General features: G+C 71.9%; 17 protein-coding genes. 6 read left to right on the top strand and 11 right to left on the bottom strand.

The features are described from left to right. Positions 1–54: 54 nt before the first annotated feature. The 3 genes from ACSMX9_RS20855 to ACSMX9_RS20865 are packed head-to-tail and all read right to left on the bottom strand — an operon-like array spanning position 55 to position 2,785. Complete coding sequence (locus ACSMX9_RS20855) at positions 55–816, bottom strand: amino acid ABC transporter ATP-binding protein (RefSeq protein WP_445395944.1); 762 nt, start codon at positions 814–816, stop codon at positions 55–57. After that, positions 813–1,757: an amino acid ABC transporter permease gene (locus tag ACSMX9_RS20860; protein WP_351241012.1), complete on the bottom strand. Its 945-nt coding sequence runs from the start codon at positions 1,755–1,757 to the stop codon at positions 813–815. Before ACSMX9_RS20860 ends, ACSMX9_RS20855 begins: the two co-directional genes overlap by 4 nt. A gap of 47 nt (positions 1,758–1,804) precedes the next feature. Next, a complete protein-coding gene (locus ACSMX9_RS20865; RefSeq protein ID WP_445395946.1) occupies positions 1,805–2,785 on the bottom strand; it encodes an ABC transporter substrate-binding protein in 981 nt (326 codons plus the stop codon). A 568-nt stretch (positions 2,786–3,353) separates the two neighbouring features. On the opposite strand from ACSMX9_RS20865, the gene ACSMX9_RS20870 reads away from it, so the two are divergent. Then, positions 3,354–4,622 (top strand): NAD(P)-dependent malic enzyme, encoded by a 1,269-nt coding sequence (locus ACSMX9_RS20870; RefSeq protein ID WP_351241016.1) that lies wholly within the window; start codon positions 3,354–3,356, stop codon positions 4,620–4,622. Positions 4,623–4,803: 181 nt separating this feature from the next. Then, positions 4,804–5,766: a zinc-binding dehydrogenase gene (locus ACSMX9_RS20875; RefSeq protein WP_445395948.1), complete on the top strand. Its 963-nt coding sequence runs from the start codon at positions 4,804–4,806 to the stop codon at positions 5,764–5,766. A 147-nt stretch (positions 5,767–5,913) separates the two neighbouring features. On the opposite strand, the gene ACSMX9_RS20880 is transcribed toward ACSMX9_RS20875, so the two are convergent. Both ACSMX9_RS20880 and ACSMX9_RS20885 read right to left on the bottom strand, forming a co-directional pair. Then, positions 5,914–6,999 carry a helix-turn-helix transcriptional regulator gene (locus ACSMX9_RS20880; RefSeq protein ID WP_445395950.1) on the bottom strand — a complete coding sequence of 362 codons (1,086 nt, stop codon included), beginning with the start codon at positions 6,997–6,999 and terminating at the stop codon, positions 5,914–5,916. Between the two features lies 1 nt (position 7,000). Then, complete coding sequence (locus ACSMX9_RS20885) at positions 7,001–7,123, bottom strand: hypothetical protein (RefSeq protein WP_445395952.1); 123 nt, start codon at positions 7,121–7,123, stop codon at positions 7,001–7,003. A gap of 192 nt (positions 7,124–7,315) precedes the next feature. Here ACSMX9_RS20885 and ACSMX9_RS20890 point away from each other — a divergent pair, with 192 nt between their 5' ends. Then, a complete protein-coding gene (locus tag ACSMX9_RS20890) occupies positions 7,316–8,044 on the top strand; it encodes a hypothetical protein (protein WP_445395954.1) in 729 nt (242 codons plus the stop codon). Positions 8,045–8,123: 79 nt separating this feature from the next. Here ACSMX9_RS20890 and ACSMX9_RS20895 read toward each other — a convergent pair whose 3' ends face one another. The 5 genes from ACSMX9_RS20895 to ACSMX9_RS20915 form a co-directional block, all read right to left on the bottom strand. Further along, on the bottom strand, positions 8,124–8,306 hold the full coding sequence (locus ACSMX9_RS20895; protein WP_031091411.1) for a DUF6104 family protein: 183 nt from the start codon (positions 8,304–8,306) through the stop codon (positions 8,124–8,126). A 112-nt stretch (positions 8,307–8,418) separates the two neighbouring features. Then, positions 8,419–12,192, bottom strand: coding sequence for a multifunctional oxoglutarate decarboxylase/oxoglutarate dehydrogenase thiamine pyrophosphate-binding subunit/dihydrolipoyllysine-residue succinyltransferase subunit (locus ACSMX9_RS20900; protein ID WP_445395956.1), 3,774 nt, complete (start codon positions 12,190–12,192; stop codon positions 8,419–8,421). 406 nt (positions 12,193–12,598) lie between these two features. Then, positions 12,599–13,738 (bottom strand): HAMP domain-containing sensor histidine kinase, encoded by a 1,140-nt coding sequence (locus tag ACSMX9_RS20905; RefSeq protein WP_445395958.1) that lies wholly within the window; start codon positions 13,736–13,738, stop codon positions 12,599–12,601. Next, the gene (locus tag ACSMX9_RS20910; protein WP_351241032.1) at positions 13,735–14,475 is read right to left on the bottom strand and encodes a response regulator transcription factor; all 741 of its coding nucleotides are present in this window, start codon (positions 14,473–14,475) and stop codon (positions 13,735–13,737) included. Before ACSMX9_RS20910 ends, ACSMX9_RS20905 begins: the two co-directional genes overlap by 4 nt. 111 nt (positions 14,476–14,586) lie before the next feature. Beyond that, on the bottom strand, positions 14,587–15,288 hold the full coding sequence (locus ACSMX9_RS20915) for a spermidine synthase (RefSeq protein WP_445395960.1): 702 nt from the start codon (positions 15,286–15,288) through the stop codon (positions 14,587–14,589). Between the two features lie 154 nt (positions 15,289–15,442). Here ACSMX9_RS20915 and lon point away from each other — a divergent pair, with 154 nt between their 5' ends. Then, positions 15,443–17,875: an endopeptidase La gene (gene lon / locus ACSMX9_RS20920; protein WP_445395962.1), complete on the top strand. Its 2,433-nt coding sequence runs from the start codon at positions 15,443–15,445 to the stop codon at positions 17,873–17,875. A gap of 72 nt (positions 17,876–17,947) precedes the next feature. Here lon and ACSMX9_RS20925 read toward each other — a convergent pair whose 3' ends face one another. Next, positions 17,948–18,919, bottom strand: coding sequence for a lysozyme (locus ACSMX9_RS20925; RefSeq protein WP_445395964.1), 972 nt, complete (start codon positions 18,917–18,919; stop codon positions 17,948–17,950). A 195-nt stretch (positions 18,920–19,114) separates the two neighbouring features. Between ACSMX9_RS20925 and ACSMX9_RS20930 the strand changes: the two genes are divergently transcribed. Both ACSMX9_RS20930 and ACSMX9_RS20935 read left to right on the top strand, forming a co-directional pair. Continuing rightward, complete coding sequence (locus ACSMX9_RS20930; RefSeq protein ID WP_445395966.1) at positions 19,115–19,654, top strand: MarR family winged helix-turn-helix transcriptional regulator; 540 nt, start codon at positions 19,115–19,117, stop codon at positions 19,652–19,654. A 55-nt stretch (positions 19,655–19,709) separates the two neighbouring features. Next, the gene (locus ACSMX9_RS20935; RefSeq protein WP_445395968.1) at positions 19,710–19,967 is read left to right on the top strand and encodes a hypothetical protein; all 258 of its coding nucleotides are present in this window, start codon (positions 19,710–19,712) and stop codon (positions 19,965–19,967) included. Positions 19,968–19,972 lie beyond the last annotated feature (5 nt).

Consider the following 19,972-nt stretch of genomic DNA (forward strand, 5'->3'; position numbering starts at 1 on the left):
CGCCGGTCGCTCCCGCTCCGCCCGGCGGAGCGGGAGCGACCGTTCAGCGTGCGGTCACAGGACCTTCGACAGGAAGGACCGGGTGCGCTCGTGCCGGGGGTTGGTCAGGACCTCGCGGGGGTCACCGGACTCCACGACCACCCCGCCGTCCATGAAGACCAGCGAGTCGCCGACCTCCCGGGCGAAGCCCATCTCGTGGGTGACCACGACCATCGTCATGCCCGACTCGGCGAGGTCCCGCATCACGTCCAGCACGTCGCCGACCAACTCGGGGTCGAGCGCGGAGGTGGGCTCGTCGAACAGCATCAGCTTGGGGTCCATCGCGAGCGCCCGGGCGATCGCCACCCGCTGCTGCTGCCCGCCGGAGAGCTGCGAGGGGTAGTTGCCCGCCTTGTCGGCGAGGCCGACCCGGTCCAGCAACTCGTGCGCACGCTCCCGAGCCCGGGCCTTCGCCTGCTTCCTGACCTGGATCGGCGCCTCGATGACGTTCTCCAGGGCCGTCTTGTGCGGGAACAGGTTGAAGCGCTGGAACACCATGCCGATGTCACGGCGTTTGAGTGCGACCTCGGCGTCCTTCAACTCGTAGAGCCTGTCGCCCTTCTGACGGTAGCCGACGAGTTCCCCGTCCACGTACAGCCGCCCGGCGTTGACCTTCTCCAGGTGGTTGATGCAGCGCAGGAACGTCGACTTGCCGGAGCCGGAGGGGCCGATGAGGCAGAACACCTCGCCGCGCGCGACCTCCAGGTCGATGCCCTTGAGCACCTCGACGTTGCCGTAGGACTTGTGGACGCCTTCGGCCTTCACCATCGCGGTCATGCCGCGGCCCCCTTCCGGCCGGACAGGGAGAACACGTTCTTCTTGACCCGCTGCCAGGGCGTCGGCGGCAACTGCCGGCTGGAGCCCCGGGCGTAGTGCCGCTCGACGTAGTACTGGCCGACGCTCAGCACCGAGGTCATGATCAGGTACCAGGCGGCCGCCACGAACAGCATCTCCACGGGCGAGCCGGAGGTCTGTCCGATGTCCTGGGCGTATCTGAGCAGCTCGTAGTACTGCACCGCCGACACCAGGGAGGTCGTCTTCAACATGTTGATGACCTCGTTGCCGGTGGGCGGCACGATGACGCGCATGGCCTGCGGGATGACGATGCGGCGCAGCGTCTTGGAGTGGCTCATCCCCAGGGCGTGGGACGCCTCGGTCTGGCCCTCGTCCACCGAGAGCAGGCCCGCCCGGCAGATCTCCGCCATGTAGGCGGCCTCGTTCAGGCCCAGGCCGAGCAGTGCCGTCAGGAACGGCGTCATGAAGCTCGACCAGTAGTCCTTGTAGATGGGCCCGAGGTCGACGTACTCGAAGACCAGGCCCAGGTTGAACCAGACGAACAACTGGACCAGGACCGGGGTGCCCCGGAAGAACCAGATGTAGAACCAGGCGATGGACGAGGTCACCGGGTTCTTCGAGAGCCGCATCACCGCGAGGAGGATGCCGCCCACGATGCCGATAAGCATGGAGAGTGCGGTGAGCAGCAGGGTGCTGCCGACGCCCTTGATGATGCGGTCGTCGAGGAAGTAGTCGGGGACCGCACCCCAGTTGATCTTGCCCTGGGCGAACGCGTAGACGATCGAACCCAGCAGTGCCAGGGCGATGAGGGCGGCGACGTACCGACCGAAGTGCCGGACCGGCACGGCCTTGACGGCCTCCGGTCGGGGGGACGGCGGGGCCGCGGGGGCGCCGCCGTCCGTCTTGCCGATGTCAACGGACACGGTGTCTTGCCTTTCGATGCCGTGACGGCTTCAGCGTGCGGGGCGGCTCACTTGCCGCCGTTGACCACGGCCTTCTCGACGGCGCCCGCTTCGACGCCCCACTTGGCGATGATCTTGCCGTACTCGCCGTTGGCGATGATGGCGTCGAGCGCGGCCTTCAGGGCGTCCCGGAGTTCGGTGTTGCCCTTGGCCACGGCGATGCCGTACGGGGCGGCGTCGACCTGCTCGCCGACGATCTCGAAGTCCTTGCCGCCGCCGGAGGTCTTCACCGCGTAGGCGGCGACCGGGAAGTCCGAGGAGCCGGCGTCGGCGCCGCCCGAGCGCAGTCGGGTCTGGGCCTGGGCGTCGGTGTCGAACGCCTCGACGGCGAGCTTCTCGTCACCGCACTTCTCGGCCTGGTCCTTGGCGAGGTCGTGGGAGACCGTGCCGCGCTGCACGACGATCTTCTTGCCGCACAGGTCGTCCCAGGTGGCGATGGACTGGGTCTTGCCCTTGGGCGTGTAGAGGGAGACGCCCGCGTTGAAGTAGTCGACGAAGTCGACGCCCTCGCCGACCTTCTTGCCGGTGTCGCCGTCCACGCCGTTCTGCCGGTCCTTGGTGTCCGTCATCGCGGACATGGCGATGTCGTAGCGCTTGGCGCGCAGCCCCGTGACCAGGGTGTCGAAGGTGCCGTTCTCGAACGTGAACTTCACTCCGAGCTGCTTGCCGAGCGCATCGGCCACATCCGGGTCGATACCCGCGGTCTTGCCCGAGGCGTCCTTGAATTCGACCGGCGGATACGCGATGTCCGAACCCACCTTGATCTCACCCTTGTCCCGGATGGCCTGGGGGAGCTTGTCGGCCAGCGGTGCGGCGGCAGCACTGCTCTTGCCGGCGTCACCAGCGGGTTCCTCGGCCTTCTTCTCCTTCGTCTGGTCACCGCAGCCGGTCAGCAGCAGCGAGCCGGCGACCGCGATCGCACCGAACGCGACGAGCCGAGCCTGCCCGGACTTCGCAGCGAACGGGCGATGGGGGGAGCGAGCGGTCATGGTGAATCCTCCGGCGAGTGGGTGGGGTGCCGGTGGTCGGCGGGCACACACCTTCGGGTGTCGCGACCACGAGTGATTACGGCATCTTGCCATTCGTGCCTGGTCAAACAGCCCGTTACGCATGTCAAAATCGGATAACGGGCGGCCTCCGAAATGCGACAGGTCGGTACATCCCAGGCCGGATCTTCTGCGGGGTCGTTCTTCGTTCGCCGGAAAATCTTCGGCACCCCTCCGGGCCGGCCGATGCTCTTTGCTAGAGCAATGCGGGCGTCTATGGGTCTGTCATGTTCTTGTCCGTATATTCATGACATTCGCCTATGAGTCACATCACCGTCCGTCCCTCGACTCGTCCGCGAAGCCGTCCGTCCGGTATGAAGGTTCATCACACCCCCCACCAGGGGCTCAGGGCGCGCGTGCGGCGCGCCCGTCGCTCCGGGTCCGTATGCGTCACAGGCAGTAGCGCCGTCGAGGTGTTCCCACCCCGCGGCAGCGGATCCGGGCGGTGCCCGCCCACCCCTTTACCAGGAGTGGTCACCCTCAAACAGCAGAGAATTAAGGGGTAAGACAAGTGGCAGCGGAGATCGTCAATCCTCGCAGCGACAGTGACAGCGGTGTGTCCGGGGCCGACGGCGCCGCGCGCGGTCAGGGCGACGGGAAGTACGAGGGCGGCGCCGAACCCCTCGATTCGCTCGACCCCGTGTTCGCCCTGCACCGGGGCGGCAAGATGGCCGTCCAGGCCACCGTGCCCGTCCGCAACAGGGACGACCTGTCCCTGGCCTACACCCCCGGCGTGGCGCGGGTGTGCAGCGCCATCGCCGAACAGCCCGACCTCGTCCACGACTACACCTGGAAGTCCCAGGTCGTCGCCGTGGTCACGGACGGCACCGCCGTGCTCGGACTCGGTGACATCGGTCCCGAGGCGTCCCTGCCGGTCATGGAGGGCAAGGCGATCCTCTTCAAGCAGTTCGCCGGCGTCGACGCCGTTCCGGTGGCCCTCGCGACCACCGACGTGGACGAGATCGTGGAGACGGTGGTCCGGCTCGCCCCCTCCTTCGGCGGCGTCAACCTGGAGGACATCTCCGCGCCGCGCTGCTTCGAGATCGAGCGCAAGCTCCAGGAGCAGCTGGACATCCCCGTCTTCCACGACGACCAGCACGGCACGGCGGTCGTCACGCTCGCCGCGCTGCGCAATGCCGCGAAGCTGACCGGTCGGACGATCGACGAGCTGCGCGTGGTGATCTCCGGGGCCGGGGCCGCCGGGGTCGCCATCGCCAAGTTCCTGCTCGAAGCGGGCATCGGCGACGTGGCGGTCGCCGACCGCAAGGGCATCGTCAGCCGGGACCGGGACGACCTCAACCCGGCCAAGCGGGAACTCGCCGAGATCACCAACCGGGCCGGCCTGACCGGGAGCCTGGAGTCCGCGCTCGCCGGCGCGGACGTGTTCGTCGGGGTCTCCGGCGGCACGGTGGCCGAGGCGGCGGTGGCCTCGATGGCGGACCGGGCGTTCGTGTTCGCCATGGCCAACCCGGACCCCGAGGTCCACCCCAGCATCGCGCACAAGTACGCGGCCGTGGTGGCCACCGGCCGCTCCGACTTCCCGAACCAGATCAACAACGTGCTCGCCTTCCCGGGCATCTTCGCCGGGGCGCTCCAGGTGCGGGCCTCCCGGATCACCGAGGGCATGAAGATCGCCGCGGCCGAGGCCCTGGCCGCGGTGGTCGGTGACGAGCTCTCCGCCGAGTACGTGATCCCGTCGCCGTTCGACGAGCGGGTCGCCCCCGCGGTGACCGCTGCGGTGGCCGCGGCGGCCCGGGCCGAGGGCGTCGCCCGCCGTTAGGCCGGCCGGACCGCTAAGTCGGCCCGCCCGTCCACGTCCTCCACGGGGGCGTGGTGGCCGGTCCCGGAGGTCTCCGGGGCCGGCCTTCCTGCGTCCGGGGCGCGCTCCTGCCAGGGAGGGTGCTCCGCGTCACCCGGGTCGGGCGTTCCGGCCGGGCGCGCCCGGGCCTATCGTCGCGGGCATGTTCGCCGCCTACGCCGCACGCATCGACCGCGATCACCCCCTGGAGGGGCTGGAGCTGGGGGAGCGCCCCGCCCCCGTGGCCCGACCGGGCTGGACCACCGTGAACGTCCGGGCCGCCTCGCTCAACCACCACGACCTGTGGTCCTTGCGGGGGGTCGGGCTCGCCGAGGACCGACTGCCGATGATCCTCGGCTGTGACGCCGCCGGGGTGGACCAGGACGGCAACGAGGTCGTCCTGCACTCCGTCATCGGCCAGACCGGGCACGGGGTCGGACCCCGTGAGGGACGTTCCCTGCTGAGCGAGAAGTATCCGGGCACCTTCGCCGAGCAGGTGTCCGTACCGGAGTGGAACGTGCTGCCCAAGCCGGCCGGGCTCAGCTTCGAGGAGGCCGCCTGTCTGCCCACCGCCTGGCTCACGGCGTACCGGATGCTCTTCACCAACGCCGGTGTGCGGCCCGGGGACTCGGTGCTCGTCCAGGGGGCCGGGGGTGGGGTGGCCACCGCCGCGATCGTGCTGGGCAGCGCCGCCGGGCTCCGGGTCTTCGCCACCAGCCGGGACGAGGCCAAGCGGCGGCGGGCGGTGGAGTTGGGGGCGGTGGAGGCGCTGCCGCCCGGGGCCCGACTGCCGCGGCGGGTCGACGCGGTCATCGAGACCGTGGGGGCCGCGACCTGGTCCCACTCCGTCAAGTCGCTGCGGCCCGGGGGGACCCTGGTGATCTCCGGGGCCACCAGCGGCGATGCGCCCTCGCGCGCCGAGCTGACCCGGGTGTTCTTCCTGGAGCTGCGGATCGTGGGCTCCACCATGGGCTCCAAGGACGAGTTGGAGGACCTGCTCGCGTTCTGCGACACCACGGGGGTGCGGCCGGTGATCGACCGGGTGCTGCCCTTGGACCGGGCCCGGGAGGGCTTCGAACGGATGGCCGGGGGCGGGCAGTTCGGGAAGATCGTGCTGACCGTGTAGACCGCCCGAGCGGGCGCCGTCCGCCCATCGACCCGGTGCGTCACCTCCGGTCGGCGAGGGGAGCACCAAGGCCCCGGTGGACCGCCCGTCACCCCCGGAGGACGCGGCCCGCTCTCCGGGCCCGCGCTCGCGGCAGGCCGAGGGCCCCTATCGGGCGGAACCGGCGTCCCGTGCCTCGGGGCGCAGCACGCCGGCGATCCGGGCCGCGGCCGTGGACAGATGGTCCCGGACCTCGCTCAACTGCTCGGCCGTGACCCCGTGGTCCCGGGCCGTGTCCCGGACGTCGTCCCGGAAGCGGTCCAGGAGCCGTTCGAGGTCGCGGGCCGGATCACCGGAGGAGGGCTCCTGCGCCCACGGGGGTGCGAAGTCGACCGGGAAGTCGGGTGCGGCGTCCGTGTACGCCGGGCCCTCCGCCCCCGCCCGGCCCGCGGGAGGTCCATCGGCCCCGGAACGGTCGGCCCGGTGGGCTCGGTCGGCGGGGGGTGCGTCCGGCGTGCCGAACCGGCTGAACTCCTCCATCAGTTCGCTGAGCGCCTCGGGCACGCCCGTGGGCCAGTCGTCCGGGGGGACATGGGAGCGCACCTGGTCCTGGACCCGCTCGACGATCCGTTGGACCTGCTCCTGGGCGCGGGCCTGGGCCTCCTTGGCCAGTCGACGGGCATGCTGGGCCTCCTCGCGGGCCCGGCGGCTCTCGTCCCTCGCCCGTCGGGCCTGGTCCTTCCAGCCCTGCTTGGCCCGGGTGAAGTCCTCCTTCGCGCGCCGCCACGCCTCCGGGTCCCCGAGCACCCCCGCGAGGGGGTCGGAAGGGGCGGTGGTGCCGTGGCCGTCCGGCTCGTCCGCCGAGGGGTTCATCCGTCGGGCGGCCGTGCGCAGGTCGCGGCGCACGTCGTGGGCGGCGGCGCGCACGTCGTTGCGGATCTCCGCGGCGAGCTCGGCCACCGATGCGCGGATCTCCACCTCCAGATCGGCCAGCTCGCCGCTGCGGGCGGCCAGCTCGGCGCGGCCGGCCTCCGTGATCGAATAGACCTTGCGGCCGCCCTCGGTGGCGTGGGTGACCAGTCCCTCGGCCTCCAGCTTGGCGAGCCGCGGGTACACCGTCCCGGCCGAGGGCGCGTACAGCCCGCGGAAGCGCTCCTCCAGGAGGCGGATCACCTCGTAGCCGTGGCGGGGGGCCTCGTCCAGCAGCTTCAGCAGGTACAGGCGGAGGCGGCCGTGGGCGAAGACGGGAGGCACGTCACCGCCCCTTCCGACCGGTGCCGGTGCCGAGGGGCGCGGCATCGGGTGGGGGTGCGGTGACCGGGGCGCCGTGGCACCGCCGCTGCGGCGAGGTGATGGACCACTCGGTGGTGGTGGGCATGGTGCGGCCTCCCTTGACCCCGGGGCACGCGCCATATCGCGTCTCCCGCAATACACGATATATCGCAGGTGGTCGAGGTCAAAGCGGAGCGGCGGGGCGCTCACGCGCACGGCCATCCAGCGGCGTACGCCCCCGAGCGCCCCCCGCGAGGGGCGCACGGCGTGCTCGGGCGATCTGCCTTAGCGTGGGGGCATGCTGTCCGACGCTAACCCCGACACCGGCGCGCTCCTGCTGTGCAGGGCGGCGCCCGAGACCGTCACCGCAGCGGCCCGGCTGCTGCGGGAACCCTTCCGGTGCGTCGCCGCGGGGGACGGCTGGACGGCCCTGGTCCCCGGGACCGCACCCTGGGGGGACGGCGGGGACCCGGTGGAGCGGGTGGTCGCGGGCTGGGCCGGCGCGCTCGCGGTCGGCGGCCAGTGGGCCGTGGTGGCGCTCTGGTGGGACCCCGACCACAGTGGATTCCTGCTCGCCTCCGGTTTCCGCCGCCCGGTCGGCTTCGCCTGGCTCGCGGCCGGCACCCCGGTCGGCGAGGACGAGGCCGTCCACACCTTCGCGCTGCGGCTCGGCCTCGACCCGGTGCTCGACGTGCAGGCACTGGAGGAACTGGCTCGCCCGGACTCCGCGGCGGACGCACGGGCCCGGCTGATCGGGCTGGTCGCGGTGCTCGCCCGGACCGGAGTGGTCCTGCCGCCCGGGTTGGCCCCCGGTGCGCCCCTCGCCGAACTGTGGGCGCTCGCCGCCCGGTACGAGGTGGCGGCGGCCCACGGGTGGGCGCTGCCGGTGCGGGCGCTCTCGATGGCCCAACTCGCGCTCGGCGTGCCCATGACGGCGTGGGGCCTGAGGACCCGACGCGGGCCGTGGGTGGCGGCCGGGGCGGTGCTCCTCGCCTCCGGCGCGCTGGGGCTGCGCCGGACCCGCTGAGCGGCTGCCGCCGGCGCCGGCCGGCGGCGGTCCCGCAGGCCCCCGGAACCGCCCCTCCCCGACGACCCCGCTTCTCGCGCTAGTCGTCCTCGTCCTCGTCGTCGAGACGGGCCAGCCAGGTGGCCAGGCGCTCCACGGGGACCTCGAAGTCCGGATTCAGGTCGACGAAGGTGCGCAGTTGCTCGGCGAGCCACTCGAAGGTGACCTCCTCCTCGCCCCGCCGCTTCTCCAGCTCCTCGATGCCCCGGTCGGTGAAGTACACGTTCCACTCCTGGTCAGGACCCTACGTTGGTGCCTTCAGGGTAAGGCCCCGGAACGGGCGGAGGGCCCGGGTGTCACCACCCGGGCCCTCCGCACGGCTCATGCCGGAGGCGTCACGCCTCGAACACCTCGCGCACCAACTGCTCCTGCTCGGCCTGGTGCCGCTTGGCGGAGCCGACCGCCGGCGACGAACCGTGCGGGCGGGAGATCCGCCGCAGCCGCTCGTCGTGCGGGAGGTCCGCCCCGACCGCCAGGTCGAGGTGGTCGATCAGGTTCAGCGCGATGAACGGCCACGCACCCTGGTTCGCCGGCTCCTCCTGGGCCCAGAGGTACTTCTCCGCGTTCGGGTACTTGGAGATCTCCGCCTGGAGCTCCGCACCCGGCAGCGGGTACAACCGCTCGATGCGGATGATCGCCGTGTCGGTGATGCCGCGCTTGACCCGCTCGGCGTCCAGGTCGTAGTAGACCTTGCCCGCGCAGAAGACGACCTTGCGCACCGCCGCCGGGTCCACCGAGGCGTCCCCGATGACCGGGCGGAAGCCGCCCGTGGTGAACTCCTCCGTCTTCGACGCCGCGGCCTTGAGCCGGAGCATCGACTTCGGGGTGAAGACGACCAGCGGCTTGTGGTGCGGGTTGTGGACCTGCCAACGCAGCAGGTGGAAGTAGTTCGACGGCAGGGTCGGCATCGCGACCGTCATGTTGTTCTGCGCGCAGAGCTGGAGGAAGCGCTCCGGGCGGGCGGACGAGTGGTCCGGGCCCTGGCCCTCGTAGCCGTGCGGCAGCAGCAGGGTGACGCCCGAGGTCTGGGCCCACTTCTGCTCGGCGGAGGAGATGAACTCGTCCACCACGGTCTGGGCGCCGTTCACGAAGTCGCCGAACTGCGCCTCCCACATCACCAGGGCGTCCGGGCGGGCCAGCGAGTAGCCGTACTCGAAGCCCATCGCCGCGTACTCCGACAGCAGGGAGTCGTAGACGTTGTACCGGGCCTGGTCCTCGGTCAGGTACAGCAGCGGGGTGTAGTCCTCGCCGGTGGCCCGGTCGATCAGGACGGCGTGCCGCTGGCCGAAGGTGCCGCGGCGGGAGTCCTGGCCGGAGAGCCGGACCGGGGTGCCCTCCATCAGCAGCGAGCCGATGGCGAGGGTCTCGCCCATGCCCCAGTCGATGGTGCCGTCCTCGACCATCGCCGCACGGCGCTGGAGCTGCGGCAGCAGCCGCGGGTGCACGGTGACCCGCTCGGGGATGTTCACCTGGGACTCGGCGATGCGCTTGACGACCTCCTGGGAGATCGCGGTGCTCACCGCCACCGGGAACTCGGCCTGCGGCTCGGGGATGTGCACCTCGCCGGGCTGCGCGGTGGCCTCGCGGACCTCGGTGAAGACCTTCTCCAGCTGCCCCTGGAAGTCCTGGAGCGCCTGCTCCGCCTCCTCCAGGGTGATGTCGCCGCGACCGATCAGGGACTCGGTGTAGAGCTTGCGCACCGAGCGCTTCTTGTCGATCAGGTCGTACATCAGCGGCTGGGTGAACGCCGGGTTGTCGGTCTCGTTGTGCCCGCGGCGGCGGTAGCAGATGAGGTCGATCACGACGTCCTTGTTGAACGCCTGACGGAACTCGAACGCCAGCCGCGCCACCCGCACGACGGCCTCGGGGTCGTCCCCGTTGACGTGGAAGATCGGGGCCTCGATCATCCGGGCCACGTCCGTCGCGTACATCGACGAGCGGGAGGACTCCGGCGCGGCGGTGAAGCCGACCTGGTTGTTGACGACGATGTGGACCGTGCCGCCGGTGCGGTAGCCGCGCAGCTGCGACATGTTCAGCGTCTCGGCCACGACGCCCTGGCCGGCGAAGGCCGCGTCACCGTGCAGGGCCACCGGCAGGACGGTGAAGTCCGTGCCGCCCTTGTTGATGATGTCCTGCTTGGCGCGGGCGACGCCCTCCAGCACCGGGTCGACCGCCTCCAAGTGGGAGGGGTTGGCGGTGAGCGAGACCTTGATCTGCTCGCCGTCCAGACCGGTGAAGGTGCCCTCGGCGCCCAGGTGGTACTTCACGTCGCCGGAGCCGTGCATCGACTTCGGGTCGAGGTTGCCCTCGAACTCGCGGAAGATCTGCGCGTAGGACTTGCCGACGATGTTGGCGAGGACGTTGAGCCGGCCGCGGTGGGCCATGCCGATGACGACCTCGTCGAGGCGGGACTCGGCCGCCGAGTCGATGACCGCGTCCAGCAGCGGGATGACGGACTCGCCGCCCTCCAGCGAGAAGCGCTTCTGACCGACGTACTTGGTCTGGAGGAAGGTCTCGAACGCCTCGGCGGCGTTCAGCCGGCGCAGGATGCGCAGCTGCTCCTCGCGCTCCGGGTTGGAGTGCGGGCGCTCCACCCGGTCCTGGATCCACTTGCGCTGCTTGGGGTCCTGGATGTGCATGAACTCGATGCCGGTGGTGCGGCAGTACGAGTCGCGCAGCACGCCGAGGATGGAGCGCAGCTTCATCATGGACTTGCCGGCGAAGCCGCCGACCGCGAACTCCCGCTCCAGGTCCCACAGGGTGAGGCCGTGCTCGGTGATGTCCAGGTCGGGGTGCTTGCGCTGGCGGTACTCCAGCGGGTCGGTGTCGGCCATCACGTGGCCGCGGACCCGGTAGGAGTGGATCAGCTCGAAGACGCGGGCGGCCTTGGTGACGTCGTCGTCGTGCGAGGCGTCGATGTCCTTGAGCCAGCGGACCGGCTCGTAGGGGATGCGCAGCGCTTCGAAGATCTCGTCGTAGAAGCCGCTCTCGCCGAGCAGCAGGTTGGCGACGACGCGCAGGAACTCGCCGGAGGCGGCGCCCTGGATGACCCGGTGGTCGTAGGTCGACGTGAGCGTCATGACCTTCGAGATGCCGAGCTTGTTCAGGGTGTCCTGGGAGGTGCCCTGGAACTCCGCCGGGTAGTCCATCGCGCCGACGCCCATGATCACGGACTGGCCGGGCATCAGACGCGGCACGGAGTGGACGGTGCCGATGCCGCCGGGGTTGGTCAGCGAGACCGTGACCCCGGTGAAGTCGTCCATCGTCAGCTTGTTGTCCCGGGCGCGGCGGACGATGTCCTCGTACGCCTGCCAGAACTCGAAGAAGTTGAGCGTCTCGGCCTTCTTGATGGCCGCGACGACGAGCTGGCGGTCACCGTTCGGCTTGACCAGGTCGATCGCGAGCCCGAGGTTGATGTGCTCGGGCTTGACCAGGGTCGGCTTGCCGTCCTTCACCGCGAAGGAGTGGTTCATCGCCGGCATGGCCTTGATGGCCTGCACCATCGCGTACCCGATGAGGTGGGTGAAGGAGATCTTCCCGCCCCGGGCGCGCTTGAGGTGGTTGTTGATGACGATGCGGTTGTCGAACAGCAGCTTCACCGGCACCGCGCGCACGGACGTGGCCGTGGGCAGTTCCAGCGAGGCGTTCATGTTCTTCACGACGGCGGCCGAGGGGCCACGCAGCGTCACCAGCTCCGGGCCGGCGGGCGTTTCGGCCGCGGGCTTCGCGGCGGGCGCCGGCGCGGCGGCCTTGGCCGGAGCGCCCTGTGCGGTGGCGCTCGGCGCGGGGGCCGGAGTCGGTGCGGTCTGCGGGGCCGCAGCGGCCTTAGGGGCCGGAGCGCTGGGGACGGTCGCGGCCGGCGCGGGCTTCGCGACCGGTGCCTCGGGGGCGGCGACCTCCGCCGGAGCCGGGGTGGCAGCGGCCCCCGGCTTGTAATCGGCGAAGAAGTCCCACCAGGCACGGTCTACCGAGTTCGGGTCCTGGAGGTACTGCTGATAGATCTCGTCGACGAGCCACTCGTTGGCACCGAACGCGGCGGCAGGGCCCTGGCCCTGACCTGCGTGTTCGGTGGTGGGGGAGCTCGGGTTACTGGGGGACTGTGGCGACACGGCGGCAACCGCCCTCTTCCGCTTCACAAGATGATGGACAGCGGGAATTAAGGCTACGCCTTGCGGGGCCAGGAGTGCAGGCGGGACGGGTGATCCGTCGCGTAAGTCACACCGGAACCCGTGTTTCGGGGCGTGAAATGGCGGGAAACAAGCGGGGTTCCCGGTCGTGCGGGGGCAAATGCGCACGTCAGGGCGTGGCGGGGCGGTCGGTGGAGCGCGTCGTGCGCACCACTGCCAGCTCTCGGCCGTACTGGATCGTGTCAGCTCACTCGTTCATCAGGGGACGTCCGGAACCTGAACGGATTCCTTGCGGACGTGACCGTATGTGACGAGAACGTCTCCGGGAGCCGCCATGGCGCAGGGGGCGGTCCTGGTGATCTTCGGCCTGCCGACCCGAACCCTAACGTCAACCGGAGCCGCGGGACAGCCCCGGAAGGATGACCTGGATGCGGCAGCCCCGGGTGGACTCCGCGACCCCGATCCGGCCGCCGTGCAACTCCACCGCCCACCGGGCGATCGCGAGCCCGAGCCCGGTCCCGCCGTCGCTGCCCCCGGGGCCCACCGGCACGGTCGTCGGGAGCGCCGCCCCGCCCGCGGCGGGATCGGTGTAGGGCCCCCGGTTGAACCGCTCGAACACCCGGTGCCACTCCGACTCGGGGATGCCCGGCCCCTCGTCCACGACCTCCAGCGTCAGCGAGTCCGGGCCGGCGCCCCCGCGGGCCTTCACGGTGACCCGGCCGTGCGGGGGGCTGTGCTTGACCGCGTTGTCGATGAGGTTGGCGACCACCTGGTGGATGCGCTCCGGGTCCGCGTGCGCGGTGAGCTCGGGGGGGCACACGTCCAGGTGCAGGTGGACGTCGGTGCGGGTGTGGCTGCCGGAACCGGAGGCGAGGCCCCCGCGGGCCGAGGACACCATGTTGGCCTCCTTCAACACGCCCGACAGGTACGGCCACACCTCGAAGCGGCGGGCCTTCAGCGGGACCACCCCGTTGTCCAGCCGCGACAGGTCCAGCAGGGTCTCCACCAGCCGCCCCAGCCGCTCGGTCTGCTTGAGCGCGGTGCGCATGGTCTCCGGGTCGGCGGCCGACACCCCGTCCACCACGTTCTCCAGCACCGCCCGCAGCCCCGCGATCGGGGTGCGCAGCTCGTGCGAGACGTTCGCCACCAGCTCCTTGCGCTGGCGGTCCTGGGCCTCCAGGTCGTCGGCCATGCGGTTGATGGTGGCGGCCAGGTCGCCCAGTTCGTCCCCGCGGTCGTGGCCCCGCACCCGGCGGGTGTAGTCGCCGTGCGATATCGACCGGGCCACGGTGTTCATCTCGTCCAGCGGCGCGGTCAGCGAGTGCGCCACGAACTGGGTGATCAACAGGGTGGCGATGACCGAGAACACCGTGATGAACCGCAGTTCGGTCTCGGTGCGCACGGCGATCATCAGAAGTCCGGTGGTGATGAACACCGAGACCACGACCAGCGTGCCCAGCTTGGTCTTGATGGAGAACGGGCGCAGCCGGGGGGCGCCGGGGCCCTGCGGGCCGGGGGGCCCGCTCACGGCGTCGGGGTCTCCAGCGCGTATCCCACCCCGTGCACCGTGCGGATGCGTTCCGCCCCGATCTTGCGGCGCAGCGCCTTGATGTGGCTGTCCACGGTCCGGGTGCCGGAGGCGTCCGCCCAGTCCCACACCTCGGCGAGCAACTGCTCCCGGGAGAGCACCGCGCGCGGGGTGTTCGCCAGACACACCAACAGGTCGAACTCGGTCGGCGTCAGGTGCACGTCCCCGCCCCGCACCCGCACCCGGCGCTGGGCGTGGTCGATCTCCAGCTCGCCCAGGCGCAGCGTGCCGCCGCGGGGGGTGGTGGCCGCGAGGGCGGCCCGCTCCACGCGGCGCAGCAGGACGTGAACCCGGGCGGCCAGCTCCCGCATCGAGAACGGCTTGGTCATGTAGTCGTCGGCGCCGACCCCGAGGCCGACCAGCATGTCCGTCTCGTCGTCGCGGGCGGTGAGCATCAGCACCGGAACGGGCCGCTGGGCCTGGACCCGGCGGCAGACCTCTAGGCCGTCGAAGCCCGGCAGCATCACGTCCAGGATCAGCAGGTCGGGCTGCCAGGCCTGGGTGGTGTCGACGGCGGTGGGTCCGTCGCCCGCGGTCTGGACGAGGAACCCCTCCGCGCGCAGCCGGGCGGCGATCGCCTCGACGATCGTCGCGTCGTCCTCCACCACGAGCACGCGCCGCTGGGCGCCGGGCGACACCGGGGCGCCGCCGTGTTGAGTGGTGTGTGTCTGCTCCATCGCCCGCCCCTGACTGAGCCGTTGGGAATCCGTGGGGTGATCCCATGGTTGTGCCCGACGCGTGGTGATCGACGCGCCGGTTGCAGACTAAGGGCACGGAGCGTGAACAGGCTATCCAGTGCGGACGGCGAGGTGAACGACGTCCGGAACGCCCCGGGCGACCGGGATTTCCTGGGTACGGACCCCTTGGAACCCGGAATTCCGCAATGTTCCTTCAAAAACGGCGGAGGGTTGCGCGGACCAGATGGCGAGCACCCCGCCGGGGGCCAGTCGCTCGCGGCACAGGGCGAGGCCGGTGGGGGTGTAGAGCCCCTCGTTGTCCTCGGTGACCGTCCAGTCGGGACCGTTGTCGACGTCCAGGCAGAGCGCGTCGTAGCTGCGCCCGGCGGTGCGCAGGTGCTCCAGCAGACCGGTGTGGAGGACCTCGGTGCGCGGGTCGTCCAGGGCCGCCCGGGACAGCGTCGACAGGGGGGCGCCGGGGCGGTGCCAGTCGATGACGGCGGCCTCGCGCTCCACCACCGTGATCCGTCCCCAGCGGGGGTCGGCCGCGGCGTGCGCCAGGCTGAAGCCGACGCCCAGGCCGCCGATCAGGAGGTGTCCGCCGTCCCGGTCCAGCGCCGCCGCGGCGGCGTCCACGAGCAGTCGCTCGGACCGGCCGTCCGAGGTGTCCATCAGGAAGCAGCCGTTGGCGATGATCTGGAGCAGGTCGCCGTGGCGGCGCAGGACCACCTCGCCGTGGGGGCCCGTGCGGCGGTCCAGGACCTCCGGCTCCTCCGTGGGGCGGTGCGGGGGAAGGCTGTAGTGGTGCGGCATGCAGGCCATTGTGGCCCGGTCGGCGCCGGGCGCGGCCGGATGTCGCCGAACGGGTTCCGCTCTCGGCGAACCCGTCGCCGTTCGCCCGGGGAACAAACGGCACCCCCCATGCATTGAGTCAACACAGCTCAACTTGAATGCCGAAGGGGAGATCATGGCTGCTGAGTCTGTTGGTTCCAAGGGCACCGCGCTGTCGCTGCCCGTGCTGCCCCTCGACGACGAGGTCGTGCTGCCCGGCATGGTCGTGCCGCTGGACCTGAACGACGCCGACGTGCGCGCCGCGGTGGAGGCCGCCCAGGCCGCCGCCCGCTCCGCGCCGGGCAAGCCGCGGGTCCTGCTGGTCCCGCGGATCGACGGCACCTACGCCGGCACCGGCGTCCTCGGCACCGTGGAGCAGGTCGGCCGGCTCGCGGACGGCGACCCCGGCGCCCTGATCCGCGGTCGCGAGCGGTTCCGCATCGGCGCCGGCACTACCGGACCGGGCGCCGCCCTGTGGGTCGAGGGCGTCCGCGTCGAGGAGTCCGTGCCCGAGCCGCTGCCCGGCGCCGTCACCGAGCTGATCACCGCGTACAAGGCGCTGGCCACCAGCTGGCTGCGCAAGCGCGGCGCCTGGCAGGTGGTGGACCGCGTCCAGCAGATCGAGGACGTGTCCCAGCTCGCCGACAACTCCGGCTACTCCCCGTTCCTCACCGTGCAGCAGAAGGTGGCGCTGCTGGAGACCGCCGACCCGGTGGCCCGGCTGAAGCTCGCCGCCGAACAGCTCCGCGAGCACCTCGCCGAGCAGGACGTGGCCGAATCCATTGCCAAGGACGTCCAGGAGGGCGTCGACAAGCAGCAGCGCGAGTTCCTGCTGCGCCGGCAGCTCGACGCGGTCCGCAAGGAGCTGCGCGAGCTGAACGGCGACGCCGACGGCGAGGCCGAGTCCGACGACTACCGGACCCGGGTGGAAGCCGCCGACCTGCCCGAGAAGGTCCGCGAGGCCGCCCTCAAGGAGGTCGACAAGCTGGAGCGGGCCAGTGACCAGTCCCCCGAGGGCGGCTGGATCCGCACCTGGCTGGACACCGTCCTCGAACTGCCGTGGAACGAGCGCAGCGAGGACCGGTACGACATCGAGGGCGCCCGGGCGGTGCTGGACGCCGAACACGCCGGCCTCGCCGACGTGAAGGAACGCATCACCGAGTACCTCGCGGTGCGCAAGCGGCGCCAGGACCGGGGCCTCGGGGTCGTGGGCGGTCGGCGCGGCGGTGCGGTGCTGGCCCTGGTCGGCCCGCCCGGCGTCGGCAAGACCTCGCTCGGCGAGAGCGTGGCGCACGCCATGGGCCGCGAGTTCGTCCGGGTCGCCCTCGGCGGCGTCCGGGACGAGGCCGAGATCCGCGGCCACCGGCGCACCTACGTCGGTGCGCTGCCCGGCCGGATCGTCCGGGCGATCAAGGAGGCCGGGTCGATGAACCCGGTGGTCCTGCTGGACGAGATCGACAAGGTGGGCTCCGACTTCCGGGGCGACCCGGCGGCGGCGCTGCTGGAGGTCCTGGACCCGGCGCAGAACCACACCTTCCGGGACCACTACCTGGAGGTCGAGCTGGACCTGAGTGACGTGGTGTTCCTCGCCACCGCCAACGTCCTGGAGGCCGTCCCGGAGGCGCTGCTGGACCGGATGGAGCTGGTCCGCCTGGACGGTTACACCGAGGACGAGAAGGTCGTCATCGCCCGGGACCACCTGCTGCCGCGCCAGCTGGAGCGGGCGGGCCTGAGCGCCGAGGAGGTCACCGTCGACGAGGGCGCCCTGCGCAAGCTCGCCGGCGAGTACACCCGCGAAGCGGGCGTGCGCACCCTGGAACGGGCGATCGCCCGCCTGCTGCGCAAGGTGACCGCCCAGCACGAGCTCGGCGAGCGGGAGCTGCCGTTCACCGTCACCGACGGGGAACTGCGCGGGCTGCTCGGACGGCCGCACCACGTGCCCGAGTCCGCCCAGGACCCGGCCGAGCGGCGGACCGCGGTGCCCGGGGTGGCCACCGGCCTGGCCGTGACCGGCGCCGGCGGCGACGTCCTCTACGTGGAGGCGTCCCTGGCCGACCCGGAGACGGGCGCGGCGGGGCTGACCCTCACCGGTCAACTGGGCGACGTGATGAAGGAGTCGGCGCAGATCGCGCTGAGCTTCCTGCGCTCGCGGGGCGCCGAACTGGAACTCCCGGTCGGCGACCTGAAGGAACGGGGCGTGCACATCCACTTCCCGGCGGGCGCGGTGCCCAAGGACGGGCCCAGTGCGGGCATCACCATGACCACCGCCCTGGCCTCGCTGCTCAGCGGACGGCAGGTGCGCACGGACGTGGCGATGACCGGCGAGGTCTCGCTGACCGGGCGGGTGCTGCCGATCGGCGGGGTGAAGCAGAAGCTCCTCGCCGCGCACCGGGCCGGCATCACCACCGTGGTGATCCCGAAGCGGAACGAACCCGACCTCGACGACGTGCCCGCCGAGGTCCTGGAGAAGCTGGACGTCCACCCGGTGACGGACGTCCGTCAGGTCCTGGAGCTGGCGCTCACCCCGGCGACCCGGACCGCCGCCGAGGGGGTCCCGGTCGCGGCGTGACGACGCGCCCGGCCCCCGAGGCGGCCGAACGGCCCCTTCCCCCGCGGGAAGGGGCCGTTCGGCCGTCCGGGGTCAGCCCGTGGCGAGGGCCTGCACCCGGTCGAGGGCGCCGTTGAACCGGTTGTGGTCGCCGACCGTGGGACCGGTGGAGGTGTACTGCCACATGGTCTGCACGGTCCAGCCCGCCGGGAGCGGCCCGATGGCCGCCGCGTACCGGGCGATCCACAGCGGGTTCACCGCCCCGAAGGCGGCGGAGTCGCCGGTGCACTGCACCCACCAGTTGGTCGCGGTGTAGATGACCGGGTCCCGGCCGGTGCGGTGGCGGTAGCGCTGGGTGAAGTCCCTGATCCAGGTCACCATCTGGGTGGGCGTCTTGTCGTAGCAGGCGTCGCCGTACGGGTTCCACTCGATGTCGAGGACGCCCGGTAGGGTCCGTCCGTCACGGGACCAGCCGCCCCCGTTGTCCACGAAGTAGTCGGCCTGGGTTGCGCCGTTCGTGGTGTCCGGGGTGGCGAAGTGGTAGGCCCCGCGGACCATGCCCACCGCGTACGAGCCGTTGTACTGCTGAGGGTGGTACGGGTTCTTGTAGTACGTGCCCTCCGTCGCCTTGACGTAGGCCCAGCGCACCCCGCTGTCCCACAGCGTCGACCAGGCCACGTTGCCCTGGTGACTGCTGACGTCCACCCCCTCCGTCTGGACCACCCGGCTCTCCGGCGGCGTCCCGTGCCGGCCGTCGTGCGCGAGGACGCCCATCCCCATGTACGCCGAGCCGCGCGGCGGCACGGCCGGTGCGACGGACTCCGCCGCGGGCTCCGGGTGCTCCGCGGGGCCGTCGGGTTCCGTGGGCGCGGCGGGGACGGGCTCTCCGGCGGCGGCCGGCGCGCCCGGCTCGTCGGCCGGCGGTCCGTCCGCCGCGCCCGCCGCCGGGGCGGGCAGCAGGACCCCCACCGTCAGCAGCAGGGCGGGCAGCGGACGCCGCACCCACCGGCGGGCGCGGGAACGGGAGCCGGAGCGGGGACGGAACGGGGTAACGGGTCGGTGCACGGCGGGGCCTCCAGTCGGACCGGGGAGAACGGGCTGGAGTTCCAGGAGTACGGCGCCGGCCGCCGGTCCGCGCGTCGAGCGCGGCGGGGGAGCGACCCCGGGAGCGGGACTGCGAAATACTGGGCGGGGCCGCGGCGTCGCGGCGCGGCCCGGGAGCGGGCACGAGCACGGACACCGGGAACGGGGACACGGGGCATGGGAACGGGTGTGGACGAGAAGCGGAAGGGCGCGCCTCCCGGGGACGCGGACGGCGCAGCCGCGACGGCGGGGGGTTCCCCCGGCGTCGCGGACGCCGCGGAGCGGGTGCGGGCGGAGTTCCCGGCGCTCGAACGGGAACTGACGGTGTTTCTGCGGCGGGCGCGGGCGGCCTCCGGGGAGATCGCCCGGGCCGTGCACCCGGAGCTGGAGCCGGGCGCGTACGGGCTGCTGGTCCGCCTCGACGAGAGCGGGGTGCTGCGGGCGACCGACCTCGCGGGGTACGTCGGGGTCGGCAAGGCGACCATGAGCCGACAGCTCAAGGCCCTGGAGTCGCTGGGCCTGGTGAGCCGGGAACCGGACCCCGCCGACGGTCGGGCGTCGTTGATCCGTTTGACTGACACCGGACGGACCCGGGTGCACCGGGTCCGCGAGGCGCGCCGCGCCCGGTACGTCAGCCAGCTGACCGACTGGTCCCCCGCCGAGGTCGCCGAGCTGGCCCGGCTGCTGCACCGGCTGAACGAGTCGACCGCGGGCTGAGAGCGGGCGGTCGGGGCGCCGCCGGGAGGTCGTCGACCTCCCGGAGGGGGACCGGTTGCTGCGGGCCGGGCAGCGGTACCCGTTCGCCACGGAGTACGACCCGGACCACCGCTTCCACACGGTGATCCCCGTCCACGGCGACCGGCTCGTTCCCGAAGGGGAAGCCCCGGCGCCGGGCGTCGCGGACGTGAACGGTGACGGGCGGTCCACGACGTCCGAGCGGTGGGAGATCGCGGTGCGGGACCAGACGGACCCGTCGGCGGCGCCCACCGAGCCGGACCCGACCCGGGAACCGTTTCCGGCCCCCTCCTGACCGGG

The organism is Streptomyces sp. LE64, from assembly GCF_052606915.1.